Genomic DNA, 12,949 nt, shown 5'->3' with positions numbered 1-12,949 from the left:
ACGATGAGGCAAGCCCGTTTCGAAAGCCATTGATGCGCAGTTCTCGAAAAGTCGTCGTCGTCAGCCAGCACTATCCGCCGGACCACAGCACGACCGCCGCGATCATGGGCGCGATCGCCGAGCGGATCGCGCAGGAGGCCGAGGTGATGGTCGTCTCCGGCATGCCGGGCTCGGCGCAGGCGTCCGCGCCCGGGCGGCCCGTCGTCGTCGAGATCAGGAACTGGCTGCCGGGCAAGGCCGCGCTGATCAAGCGCGCACTGGCCGAGGCGCTGTTCACCGGCCGGATCTTCTTTGCGCTGCTGTCGCGGCTGCAGCGCGGCGACGTGGCGCTGACCGTGACCGCACCCTTCGCGCTGCCCTATGCGGTTGCCGCCGCGGCAAGGTTGAAGGGGGCAAGGTCGGCGCTGATCCTGCACGACCTGTTTCCCGACGTGCTGGTGATGGCCGGGCTGCTGCGGCCGACCTCGCTGGTGGCACGGGCGATGCGCGCGGTCAACGCGCTGATGTTCCGTGCCTTGAACGCGGTCATCGTGATCGGCCGCGACGCCGAAAAACTGTTGCTGCGCTATGGCGGCATGACGCCGGACAAGATCAGGTTCATTCCGAATTGGGCCACGCTCACGCCGGGCAACCGTCCCGTCAGTCCCGACAATCCGTTTCGCAAGGCCATCGCCGCCCGCTTCGTCGTCGGCCTGTCCGGCAATCTCGGCTTCACCCATGATCCGGACATCGTGTTCGAGGCCGCGCGGCTGTTGCAGGACGAGACCGACATCCACTTCCTGCTCTCGGGCTGGGGCATGGGGTTCGCGCGCCTGAAAGACCTGCAGGCCGCATCGCGGCTCGCCAATGTCACGCTGGTCGACCGCGTCGCCGACGGCGAGCTGGATGCGCTGCTCTCCAGCGCGGACGTCTGGCTCATTCCCTATCGCAAGAACGTCGCCGGGGTGTCGGTCCCGAGCCGGTTCTACAATTTGCTTGCGGCGGGACGGCCTGTCATCCTCGTCTCCGAGCCCGAGGCGGAGGCTGCGCTCACCGTCAGCGAAAACCGGCTCGGCTGGGTCGTGCCTCCCGAGCGGGCCGATCAACTCGCCGACGCCGTCAGGCTGGCGTCGCGATCGCAGGACACCGCGATGGCCGAGCGCGCCGTCGCGACCGCGCGGACTTTCAGCCCCGAGCGGGCGCTGGCGAGCTATGCTGCGCTGGTTCGGGAGCTGCTCTCCAATCGCGATGCGGAGCGGACGGCATGAAGGATGGTCGGCGGACGGTTCTGGTGACGGGCGCGAGCGGCTTCGTCGGTCGCCATGTGGTGCCGGTGCTGGCGCGCAATGGCTGGCTGGTGCGGCGCGCGGTGCGGACCCCGCCGCAGGATGCAAACGACGTGGCGATCGGCTCGCTCAGCCCGGCCACCGATTGGCGCGCCGCGCTCGATGGCGTCGACGCCGTCGTTCATCTTGCGGCCCGCGTTCACCAGCAGTCCGACGAACAGGCGATCGAGCTCTACCGCAACGTCAACATCGAGGGCACGCTGCATCTGGCGCGTTCGGCGGCCGCTGCCGGCGTGCGGGATTTCATTTTCGTCAGCACGATCCTGGTGCATGGGCGCAGCAATTACGGGCGTCCGCCGTATCGCGAGGACGATGTGCTGACGCCGCGCGGCCTCTATGGAAACTCGAAGGCGGCCGCCGAGGTCGGCTTGAAGGAAATCGTGCCGGGCAGCGGCATGCGGGTCACCGTCATCAGGCCGCCGCTGATCTACGGCGCCGGCGCGAAGGGAAATTTCGACCTGCTCAAGCGCGCGGTGATGAATCGCATGCCGCTCCCGCTCGCTTATGTGAAGAATCGCCGCGCGTTCCTGTCGGCGGAAAACCTGGCGTCGTTCATCCTGCATCGGTTGTTGCAACCGGGAAGTGATTTCGACGTGTTCCTGGTGGCTGACCGCGAGCAGGTCTCGACGCGGGAGTTCGTCGAGCGCCTTGCCCGCGCGGCGCAAACCTCGCCGCGCCTGTTCTGGCTGCCGCAGCCGCTGTTGAAGGTGCTGCTCGGGATCAGCGGCCGTAAGGAAGCCTATGACAGCCTGTTCGCCTCGCTCGAACTCGATCTCTCCAAGGTCGCGAGCACCGGATGGCAGCAGCCGATCAGCCTCGACGAGGGGCTGCGGCGCGCGCTGAGCCGGACCGATATCTGACCGATCAGAGCCGTCGCGAGAACCGGCGCAGCCGCCAGCCGACGGCGAGCACGCCGGCCAGCAGCAGGGCGACGTCCGCGCGGAGGGAATTGAGGCCGACCGAGGCGAAGGCGAGCAGCGCCAGCACGAGGTTGAGCACGAAGACCTCGCCGACGACGCGCCATACCGTGAATCCGTTGTCGGTCGCGCGCTGATAGAAGTGCGAGCGATGCGCGGCCCAGAATGGCTCGCGCCGCGCCATGCGGCGGAACAGCGTGACCGTCGCATCCGTCAAATAGTACAGCGGCAGCAGCAGCGCGGCGGCGAATTGCTGGTGCAGGGCAAGCTCGAGCAGGCACCAGCCGAGCAGCAAGCCGATCGGCAGGCTGCCGACATCGCCGAGGAATATCTTTGCGACCGGCCGGTTGAACGGCGCGAAGCCGAGCAGCGCGCCGCACAGCGCTGCCGCGATCAGCGCGGGTGCCGCGCCGACATGGCCAAAGCAGCCGAGCAGAGCGACCGCCAGCGTGATCGGCACTGCCTCGGCCGCCGTCATCAGGTCGAGCCCGTCCATGAAGTTGACGAGGTTCACGAACCAGAGCCCGGCGATCAGCAGCGCCCCGCGTTCGAGCCAGATCGGGCAGGCCGGAACGAGCCTGAGATCATCAGGCGCCGAGAACACCACGGCCGCGACGGCGGCAGCCTGCAGCAACAGCCGCGGGACGACGGGCAGGGAACGGATGTCGTCGACAAAACCCACCACCGCGATGAACAGGCAGGCCGCGAACACCGTGAATGGAATAGCCAGGTCCGGCGATCCGGTGAGGGCGATGACGATGCCACCCGCGAGCAGCGTGGCTGCCGTGACCGCGATGCCGGCGCCCTGCGGGATCGGAATGCGGTGCGACGAGCGCGCATTTGGTTTCGCGAGCGCCACACGCAGCAGCAGTGGCCGCGTCGCCTGGATCAGGACGGCCGAGATCGCTGCGGCGAGAGCCGCTGCGATCAACGACAGGAGGATTTCGAAAGCGCTCATTCTGGTCCGGTTATTGTGATCCCGGGACTCGCTATTGCGATCCCGGGACTTCGATCGGCGCGGCGCCGTTGGCGGCCTTTTCCGGGCTCAGGATCCATACCAGGCCGCCGAACACTCCGACCACGAACGTCACCGCGCCGAACAACAGCGAGACGTTGACGCCCTCATTGGCGATCAATCCGGCATAGCCGAAGGCCAGCGCCATCGTGGCCTCGCGCACGCCCCAGCCTGCGATCGAGATCGGCATCATCGTGATCAGCATCACCGGCGGCAGCAGCTGGAAGATCTCTCCGAAGGTGACGGGGGCCGCGATCGACTTCACCACGCACCAGCCGATCATGACGGTCACCACGTGAATGGCGATCGAGAGGGTTGCCACCTTCAATCCATGCGCACGGCTGAACAGCACCCGGTTCGCGATCACAGCGCAGGCATGGATGTGATGCGTGGCCCACCACCGCGCCAGCCAGGGCCACGGCAACACGCCGATCAACAGGAAGCCAAATCCGGCCGCCAGTCCGGCGAGATCCAGCAGCAGCAACGCCGTCCAGCCGTGGGGATCGGAGATCAGCCGATAGCTCCAGGGCAGGGTGGCGGCGATCACGACGGCAAGCGCGATCAATCCGACCGCGCGATCGACGAAGATCGAATAGGTGGCGGCGCGCCAGCCCGCGCCGGCGCGCGCGACGAGCCAAAGCCGCACCGCGTCGCCGCCGATCGAGGACGGCAGTGTCTGGTTGAAGAAGGTGCCGATCACGTTGAAGCGCATCGCCTGGGAGGTCTCCAGCGGCGCGCCGCACTCCACGCCGATCTCCCGCCAGCGCAGCACGCCGAGAAAGATCTGCAGGAACGTGACCGCGATCGCGAGGCCGAGCCAGCCCAGGCTCTCGACCTGGATGCGCGAGGCGAGGTCATACAGGTTGACCTTGCGCAGCGAGAAATAGAGCAGCGCAGCCGAGATCAGGATCTTGACGGTTGAAAGCAGGATTCGGCGCATTTCCGTTCGCGCTGCCAGGTTTTCAGAATGTTTCAAAAACTGCGCAAAACGCTTTCGCGCGCCCAAATTCGCAGCCTTGGTATGGTTTCCGCACCGATCTGGCAATACCCGTACTGGAACCTATTGCGGCCCGCTCGACGGGGCGGCTAAAGAGGCCCGAAACAGGAAGGACGGCACTCCGCCGGGGTTTACCATTACAGGTAAAATCCGACCGGACGTGCGGGGGCGCACGTTTATGCTCCTCGGATCGTGCTTTCGAGGTAACACGGCTGTCCGCTGCGGCCGCCCGGGCGCAATGTTAGTGTGTCGTCCACGGACACGACAGGACTTGAGGCATCGATGGATCGACGAATTATTCCCCTGATCATGTGCGGTGGCGCGGGCACCCGGCTGTGGCCGGCGTCGCGCGAGGTGCATCCGAAGCAGTTCCTGTCGCTGTTCGGGGCTCGCTCGACCTTCCAGGAGACGCTGCTGCGGGTCTCGGACGCCAGCGTGTTCGAGCGGCCGATCGTGATCACCAACGAGGCCTATCGCTTCATGGTGCTGGAGCAGCTGGCCGAGGTCGGCCGCGAGGCCGATGTGCTGCTGGAGCCGATGCGCCGGGACTCAGGCCCTGCCATTGCGGCCGGTGCGGTGTTCGCGCAGAGCCGTGACGGCGAGGCGATCGTGCTGGCGCTCGCCGCCGACCATCTGGTGCGGGATACCCAGGCCTTTGTCGCCGCGTGCCGCGGCGGACTGGTTGCTGCGGAAGCCGGCCGCATCGTGACGTTCGGCGTCAAGCCGGAACGGCCCGCCACCGAATACGGCTACATCAGCCCGGGCGAGGTGGTCGCCGGCGAGGTGCGCGCGGTGGCGAAATTCGTCGAGAAGCCGGATGCCGCGACGGCGGCGGGCTATATCGATGCGGGCTATCTCTGGAACAGCGGCAACTTCATGTTCCGCGCCGGCGTGCTGCTCGACGAGTATCGCAATGTCGATGCCGACAGCGTTGTCTCGGTGGAGCTGTCGGTTGCATCGGCGGCGCGCGATCTCGGCTTCGTCAAGCTCGATGCGCAGGCCTTCGGTGCGGCGAAGGCGATCTCGATCGACTATGCCGTGATGGAGAAGACATCGCATGCTGCGGTGGTGCCGGTGGCGTGCGGCTGGTCCGACATCGGCTCGTGGCGCCAGGTCTGGGAGCTGTCCGACAAGGACAGCTTGGGCAACGCCGCGCGCGGCACCGCCGTGTTCGAGGACTCCCGCAACTGCAACGTCACGACCGACCGGGCGCTGGTCGCGCTCGAAGGCGTCGACGACCTCGTCGTGGTCGCGACCCAGGACGCCGTGCTGGTGTCGCGCCAGAAGGACGCCAACGGGCTGAAGCGGCTGGTCGCAAAGCTGAAGGTCGCGGCGCCCGAGGTGACCGAGAACCACATCAAGGTGCATCGCCCCTGGGGCTCCTATCAGTCGGTCGACAATGGCGACCGCCACCAGGTCAAGCGCATCATCGTCCGGCCGGGCGGGCGGCTCTCCTTGCAAAAGCACCATCACCGCTCCGAGCACTGGATCGTGGTGCGCGGCACCGCGCAGGTCACCGTCAACGAGCTGATCAAGACGGTGCACGAGAACGAATCGATCTACATCCCGATCGGCGCGGTGCACCGGCTGGAGAACCCGGGCAAGATTCAGCTCGAGCTGATCGAGGTGCAGACCGGCAGCTATCTCGGCGAGGACGACATCATCCGCATCGAGGACGACTATCAGCGCACCTGAGGGCGAGCCGGTTCCCGCGCCATTCATGAGCCGCGGGACGATGTAACTCTTTGAATCAAAACGTGTCCGGATTTCGTTGTTGGCATTCGCCACATTTGGGGCGCCGTGCTATAGCGGCTGCCAACGAAGCGGGGTGATTTGCGCCGGAGGCGCAGATCGGGAAGAGGGGCCCTGATTCCGCGGGAGCCGGGGGTGGCTCTGCGAGAAGCCCGGGACAACCGCCAGAACGTCACTTGGGGTCTACGATATGAATGCAAAAGTGTCCGCAGCCGGCGCGAAGGCCGATATCGGCCGCGTATTGCGCGTCGGCGTGATCGGCGCCGGCGTGATGGGCAGCAACCATGCCCGCGTGCTGGCCGGACTACCCGGCGTCATGCTGGTCGGCATCGTCGATCCGCTGCCCGAACACCGCACGCGCGCCATCGATCTGGTCGGTTGCCGTGCGTTCGAAAGCCTCGATCAACTGCTCGCCGAGGGCGTCGATGCGGTGACGATCGCAGCGCCCACCCATCTGCATCACGAGATCGCGCTCGCCTGCATCGCGCGCAACATCCATATCATGGTCGAGAAGCCGGTCGCGTCCACGGTCGAGGAGGGGCGCGAGATCGTTGCCGCCGCCGAGAAGGCCGGCGTGACGCTGATGGTCGGCCATGTCGAGCGTTTCAATCCGGCGGTCGCCGCGATCAAGCAGGCGATCTCGGGCGAGGACATCCTGTCGATCGGCATCACCCGGGTCGGCCCGTTCCCGCCGCGGATGTCCAATGTCGGCGTCGTGATCGATCTGGCCGTGCACGACATCGACCTGATCCGCTGGTTCACCGAGTCCGACATCGTCGAGGTGCAGCCGCAGCTCTCGAGCGCGGTCGCCGAGCGCGAGGACATCGCGCTGCTGCAATTCCGCACGGCCTCCGGCGTGCTCGCCCACATCAACACCAACTGGCTGACGCCGTTCAAGGCGCGCAACGTGACGGTGGCGACGCGCGGCAAATATGTGATGGGCGACCTGCTGACGCGCCAGGTCACCGAATGTTTCGGCTTCAAGCCGGACGGCAGCTATTCGATGCGTCATCTGCCGGTCGGTCACGACGAGCCTCTGCGCGCCGAGCTGATCGCCTTCCTCGATGCCGTGCGCAGCGGCAAGGTGCCGGCGGTGTCCGGCGACGAGGGCGTGGCGAGCCTCGAGATCGCGATCCGCTGCCTGGAATCGCCCGCCCGGCCTGCGGCTTCGACGCTGCGCAAGGGGCCGCGCCGCATCGCCGGCTGACCGTCAATCATTCAACATTTGCAAAGAGCCTCCATGAACCAGCATCTGCAGCTTGAGCCCATTCCCTTCATCGACATCTCCGCGCAGCGCAAGCGGCTCGGCAAGTCGATCGATGACGCGGTCGCGCGTGTGCTTGATCATTGCCAGTTCATCAACGGGCCGGAAGTGACCGCGCTGGAGAAGGCACTGGCGGACTATAGCGGCGCCAAGCACGTGGTGAGCTGCGCCAGCGGCACCGACGCGCTGCTGATGGTGTTGATGGCGAAGAATGTCGGGCCGGGCGATGCGGTGCTGTGCCCGACCTTCACTTTCTGCGCGACCGGCGAGGTCGTGACGCTGACCGGCGCGACGCCGGTGTTCGTCGATGTCGACGAAGAGACCTTCAACATCGACGTCAACTCGCTCAAGCGCGGCATCGCGACGGCGCGGGCGCGCGGGTTGAAGCCGGTCGCCGTGATCCCGGTCGATCTGTTCGGCCAGAGCGCCGATCATGATGCGATCGCCGCGGTCGCCGAGGCCGAGGGCCTGTTCGTGCTCGATGACGCCGCGCAGGGCTTTGGCGCCACCTACAAGAACCGCAAGCTCGGCACCTTCGGGCTCGCGACCGGCACCAGCTTCTTCCCGGCCAAGCCGCTCGGCTGCTTCGGCGACGGTGGCGCGATCTTCACCGACGACGAGGAGCTCGCACGCACGCTGCGCAGCATCCGCGTGCACGGCCAGGGCTCGGACAAGTACGACAACGTGCGGCTCGGCCTCACCGCGCGGCTCGACACCATGCAGGCGGCGATCCTGCTCGAGAAGCTGAAGATCTTCGACGACGAGATCGCGGCGCGCAACAAGGTGGCGGAACGCTATACGCGTGCACTCGGCAACCTCGTCGCGGTGCCGCGGCTTGCTCCGGGCTGCACCTCGGTGTGGGCGCAATACACCATCCGTCTGTCCAACGGCATCGATCGCGACGCCTTCGCGGCCGCCTTGAAGGCGCAGGGCGTCCCGACCATGATCTACTATCCGAAGTCGGTCCACCAGCAGACGGCCTATAGCCACTTCCCGGTCGCGGACGGCGGCCTGCCGGTCAGCGAACGCCTGTCCAAGGACGTCATCGCCCTGCCGATGCACCCCTATCTCGACGAGGCGACGCAGGACCGCGTCATCGCGGCTGTGCGCAGCGCGCTTTCGGCCTGATACGTCATTTTGACCTAGGGTGATGATGCGCTAGAAGCAGCGGATGCTTGGGCGCATCTTCACCGTCGGCGGCTATACCCTGCTATCGCGGGTGACCGGATTTGCGCGCGACATCATGCTCGCGGCGATCCTCGGTGCCGGGCCGGTCGCCGACGCCTTCTTCGTGGCGCTCAGGCTGCCCAATCATTTCCGCGCGATCTTTGCCGAAGGCGCCTTCAACGCCGCCTTCGTGCCCGCCTATGCCCATGTCCATGGCGAGCGCGGCGAAGCCTCGGCGCGGCTGTTCGCCGACCGCATCTTCACGCTGCTGTTCGCCTCGCAGGTGGTCCTGCTGGTGGTGGCGATGGCGTTCATGCCGCAGGCGATGAGCATCCTCGCGCCGGGCTTCACAGACGACGCGGCGCAGCGCAAGCTCGCGATCGAGCTGACGCGGATCACCTTTCCCTATCTGCTGCTGATCACGATGGTGACGCTCTATGGCGGCATGCTCAACGTGATGCATCGCTTCGCCAGCGCGGCCGCGGCACCGATCTTCCTCAACCTCGCCATGATGATGACGCTGGCGCTCGCGGCGTTCTTCCCGAGCGCCGGTCATGCCGCGGCCTGGGGTGTACTGATCTCGGGCTTCCTGCAGTACTTCCTGCTCGCCGGCGACCTCGCGCGCCATGGCGGCCTGCCGCGGTTCGCGCCCTTGAGGCTCGACGAGGACGTCCGCGCCTTCTTCCGCGCGCTCGGCCCGGCGACGCTGGGGTCGATGGGAACGCAGGTTGCGCTGTTCGCCGACACCATCATCGCGACCTTCCTGCCGGCCGGCGCGCTGTCGGCGCTGTATTATGCCGACCGCCTCAATCAATTGCCGATCGGCGTGATCGGGATCGCGATCGGCACCGTGCTGCTGCCGGAAATGTCGCGGCGGCTTTCCGCCGACGACCACGCCGGCGCCATGGCCGCGCAGCGCCGCGCCTTCGATTTCACGCTGCTGTTCTCGGTGCCTTTCGTGGCGGCGTTCCTGACCGTCGCCGATCCGATCATGCGTGCGATGTTCGCCCGCGGCGCGTTCTCGAAGGCCGATGCGGCAAGCGCCGGCGCCACGCTCGCGGCCTATGCCGTCGGGCTGATCCCGTTCGTGATGATCCGCAGCGCGGTCGCGACCTTCTATGCCCGCAAGGATACCGCAACGCCGGTGAAGGCGGCGTTGACCGGGGTCGCGGTCAACGTCGCGCTGAAGATCGCGCTGGTCGGCACGCTGGCGCAGGTCGGGCTCGCGCTCGCGACCGCGATCGGAGCCTGGGTCAATCTGCTGCTCGTTTTGATGTTCGCGATCCGCCGCGGCTATCTCGTGCTCGATCGCGCGCTGATCCGCTCGTTCGGCACCTTCGCGCTGTGCGGCCTCCTGCTCGCGCTTGCGCTGTGGCTGACCTGGCATTTCGCCCATGTATGGTTCGCGCCGATGCAGATCCTTCGCGACGAGCTGATCCTGCTGCTGCTGATTGCAGTCGGCATCTTCGTCTATGCCTTGCTGATCCTCACGCTGTTCGGCCGCGGCTGGCTGTTCGCACTGCGCCGCGTATAGCCTAGAGGCGATTTCGTTTTGGCTGTATCCGGCACGCCTCGCGCTCGATGCTGGCGGCCACCAGCGGCGCCTTGTCGGCGGCGACGGGCGGGGAGAAGACGAAGCCCTGCACCAGGTCGCAATCGAGCCCGCCGAGCACGTCCAGTTCGGCCGGCAGTTCGGCTCCCTCCGCGACCACCTTCATGCCCAGCCCGTGCGACAAAGCGATGATGCCGCCGAGCAGTTTGCGCTTCTCCGGCGCGGTGGAAATGCCATCGACGAAGGCGCGGTCCACCTTCAGCCAGTCGAAGGGCAGGCGCGTCAGATAGCCGAGCGAGGAATAGCCCGAGCCGAAATCGTCCAGCGCCAGCCGGATGCCGAGACCGGAGAGCGCCGTCAGCGTGCGACTGATCCGCTGCTCGGTATGATCCACGAACAGGCTTTCGGTGAGCTCCAGGCAGAGCAGCTCCGCTGGAAAGCCGGTCTCCGCCAGCACGGCCGAAACTGCCGTCTCGAAATCCACGTTCCAGATCTGCGCCGGCGAGACATTGACCGAGACAGAGCGCGGCGGCAGCCCGGCATCCAGCCAGGTGCGGCCCTGCCGGCAGGCCTCGCGCAGCACCCACAGGCCGAGATCGACGATCAGCCCGGAGCTTTCGGCGATGGGGATGAACTCCGCCGGCGAGATTGGCCCGCGCTCGGGATGGGTCCAGCGCAGCAGCGCCTCGAAGCCGGTGACGCGGCCGGTCCCCAAATCCACCTGCGGCTGATAATGGGCCTCGAGGGCGCCGGCCTCCACGGCGCGGCGCAGATGCCGGCCGAGATCGAGCCTTTGATCGACCGCCTGCGCATGGACCGGCTCGAACAGTTGCGCCCGGCCGCGCCCGGCCTCCTTGGCCATGTACAGCGCCAGGTCCGCATTGCGCACGGCGCTCTCCGCCGCTGCGCCATGCTCCGGCAGGCGGGTGATGCCGATGGTGGCGCCGACGAAGGCCTCGCCCTCGGTGAGATCGACGGGGCCGGACAGCTTGCCGATGAGCCGATCGGCAAGCCCGGTCAGCGCGGCGTCGGACATGCCGCATCCCTCCGCCAGCACGGCAAATTCGTCGCCGCCGAGCCGGGCGATGAAGGCGCGCGGCCCCAGGTCCTGCCGCAGCACAGCCGCCACCCGGATCAGCAATTCGTCGCCGGCGGCATGGCCGAGGGAGTCGTTGACCTCCTTGAAGCGATCGAGGTCGATGAGCAGCAGCGCGCCGCTCCGGCCTTCCAGGGCGCAGCCCTCGATCAAGTCGGCGAGCCGGCGCTTGAACAGCGCGCGATTGGCAAGGCCGGTCAAGGGGTCGGTGTAGGCGAGCTGCTCGAGCTGGCGCTCAGCCTCCTTGCGCTCGGTGACGTCCTGCACGGTGCCGATGATGCCGATGACCTTGTCGTGGGCGACCTCGGCCTTGCAGATCACCGCAAGATCGCGGGCCGTGCCGTCCGCGTGCAACATGCGCAGGTCGGTGGCCTCGGTCCTGCGGCTGCGTAGGACCCGTTTCTGCACCTCCCGGAAGCGGTCGGCGTCGCCGTCCAGGAAATAGGGCCTCATGTTCTCATTGGTCGGCTCGAACGCGTCGGGCTCGAAGCCGAGAAGCTGGTAGAGCTCGGGCGCCCAGACCGTGCGGCCGACGTCCAGCCGGTAGCTCCAGGTGCCGATCTTGCCGAGCCGGTGGGCTTCCTCCAGCGCCCGCGTGCGCTGGTCGAGCAGCGCCTTGGCCGCCCTGAGCTGGGTGATGTCGCTGGACGTGCCGCGATAGCCGAGAAAGCTGCCGTCATCGGCGAAGATGGGCTTGCCGCTGGTGCAGATGCTGACGCGCGACCCGTCCTGGCCGACCAGCGTATAGGTGAAGTCGCGAAAAGGGCGGTGGGCCTCCATGTCGGCCCGGTGCCGCGCCATGGCCTCCGCGTCCTCGGGCGCATAGGCCAGTTCCCAGCGCGCACTTCCGCCACTCGCAACGGTCTGGAAGGCCGCGTTGCCGGCGAGCGACTTGGGATAGGGCAGCAGCCGATGGGCGGCGTCGCTCTCCCAGCACCAGTCCGAGGCGGTGCTGACGAAATCGGCCAGCCGTTGCTCGCTATCCGCCAGGCGGCGCAGCGCGGAGGTCTCCTCCGTGACGTCGCGGACAATGCCGGACACGCGCCGGACCTGACCGTGCGCGTCGAACTCCGGCTCGCCATGCACCACGCAGTCGAGCAGGCGGCCATCGGAACTGCGGAGCGTCGTCTGCACCGCATAGGGCTGCCCCTCCGCCCAGCAGGCCGCGTAATGCGCCTCCAGAACCTTCCGGCTTTCAGGCAAATAGCGCTCGCGCACCGTGGCGATGGGGATGAAGCCGTCGGCCGTCTCGAACTCGTAGAAGGCGGCGAGCTCAGGCGATATCCAGAAATCGGTCGCGGCGGGACTCTCCGCTTCCCAGTAGCCCATGCGGGCCAACCTGATGGCACACCGCAACGACCGCTCTTCGTGCCAACGCCGACGCGCGATCCGCGTGGGGGCCTGCCCTTGCGACAATTTGCGAGCGGCCATCGGTCCCCAACCAAAATGCCAAACTACAATTACGCGGCAAACTCGATAGCATATCGCGCGACAATCTAGCAGCGACGGCGGTCACAACCTGGGGTTCTTCCGGTTCTTTGGTGTAGTTTTTGTGAATCCTGCAACCGGCACCAAGTGTGCGGAAGAACCCAATCTGGATGAAACTCTTGTTGTCGCGGTTAAGTTCAGGTTGCTTTGGCAGTCGTCTCTATCCCCGCTGCTCCGACAAATCCGTCGGGTCGAATTCTCTATCATCAGAAGTTTTCGCCACGGCCGTTGCGAGAGATTCTGCATCTCATGGTTTGGAGCCTCGTTCCGATGGAGAGGCTCGGTATCCCGCTTCGCTCCAAAACGCTCTGGTTTTGCGTTGTCAAATCAAATGCATAGGTGCCGGTTGTGTGATCGCGCCACGTGCGGCGGAAAG

9 protein-coding genes are annotated in these 12,949 nt (G+C 66.6%); 6 read left to right on the top strand and 3 right to left on the bottom strand.

Going from position 1 to position 12,949, the window contains the following annotated elements; translation table 11 throughout:
• Positions 1–32: 32 nt before the first annotated feature.
• Together V5279_RS30755 and V5279_RS30750 are read left to right on the top strand one after the other, a co-directional pair.
• The gene (locus V5279_RS30755) at positions 33–1,247 is read left to right on the top strand and encodes a glycosyltransferase family 4 protein (RefSeq protein WP_338690918.1); all 1,215 of its coding nucleotides are present in this window, start codon (positions 33–35) and stop codon (positions 1,245–1,247) included.
• Positions 1,244–2,185: an NAD-dependent epimerase/dehydratase family protein gene (locus tag V5279_RS30750; protein ID WP_166305844.1), complete on the top strand. Its 942-nt coding sequence runs from the start codon at positions 1,244–1,246 to the stop codon at positions 2,183–2,185. The genes V5279_RS30755 and V5279_RS30750 overlap by 4 nt, the downstream gene beginning before the upstream one ends.
• A gap of 4 nt (positions 2,186–2,189) precedes the next feature.
• Here the strand turns inward: V5279_RS30750 and V5279_RS30745 are convergent, their stop codons facing one another.
• A complete protein-coding gene (locus V5279_RS30745) occupies positions 2,190–3,200 on the bottom strand; it encodes a glycosyltransferase family 4 protein (RefSeq protein WP_338690917.1) in 1,011 nt (336 codons plus the stop codon).
• A gap of 31 nt (positions 3,201–3,231) precedes the next feature.
• Entirely contained in the window at positions 3,232–4,197 is a 966-nt protein-coding gene (locus V5279_RS30740; protein WP_338690916.1) for a lysylphosphatidylglycerol synthase transmembrane domain-containing protein, read from the bottom strand.
• Positions 4,198–4,536: 339 nt separating this feature from the next.
• On the opposite strand from V5279_RS30740, the gene V5279_RS30735 reads away from it, so the two are divergent.
• The 4 genes from V5279_RS30735 to murJ all read left to right on the top strand — a co-directional run bounded on the left by V5279_RS30735 (position 4,537) and on the right by murJ (position 9,971).
• Positions 4,537–5,949 carry a mannose-1-phosphate guanylyltransferase/mannose-6-phosphate isomerase gene (locus V5279_RS30735; RefSeq protein WP_338690915.1) on the top strand — a complete coding sequence of 471 codons (1,413 nt, stop codon included), beginning with the start codon at positions 4,537–4,539 and terminating at the stop codon, positions 5,947–5,949.
• A 247-nt stretch (positions 5,950–6,196) separates the two neighbouring features.
• Positions 6,197–7,213, top strand: coding sequence for a Gfo/Idh/MocA family protein (locus V5279_RS30730; protein ID WP_166207465.1), 1,017 nt, complete (start codon positions 6,197–6,199; stop codon positions 7,211–7,213).
• A 33-nt stretch (positions 7,214–7,246) separates the two neighbouring features.
• Positions 7,247–8,398 (top strand): DegT/DnrJ/EryC1/StrS family aminotransferase, encoded by a 1,152-nt coding sequence (locus V5279_RS30725; protein WP_338690914.1) that lies wholly within the window; start codon positions 7,247–7,249, stop codon positions 8,396–8,398.
• Positions 8,399–8,441: 43 nt separating this feature from the next.
• Complete coding sequence (gene murJ / locus V5279_RS30720; RefSeq protein WP_338690913.1) at positions 8,442–9,971, top strand: murein biosynthesis integral membrane protein MurJ; 1,530 nt, start codon at positions 8,442–8,444, stop codon at positions 9,969–9,971.
• A 1-nt stretch (position 9,972) separates the two neighbouring features.
• Here the strand turns inward: murJ and V5279_RS30715 are convergent, their stop codons facing one another.
• Positions 9,973–12,414: an EAL domain-containing protein gene (locus V5279_RS30715; protein ID WP_338690912.1), complete on the bottom strand. Its 2,442-nt coding sequence runs from the start codon at positions 12,412–12,414 to the stop codon at positions 9,973–9,975.
• Between the last annotated feature and the right edge of the window lie 535 nt (positions 12,415–12,949).

The organism is Bradyrhizobium sp. 26S5 (genome assembly GCF_036923295.1).
Classification (GTDB): domain Bacteria; phylum Pseudomonadota; class Alphaproteobacteria; order Rhizobiales; family Xanthobacteraceae; genus Bradyrhizobium; species Bradyrhizobium septentrionale.
This window is presented reverse-complemented; position numbering and strand designations above follow the sequence as displayed.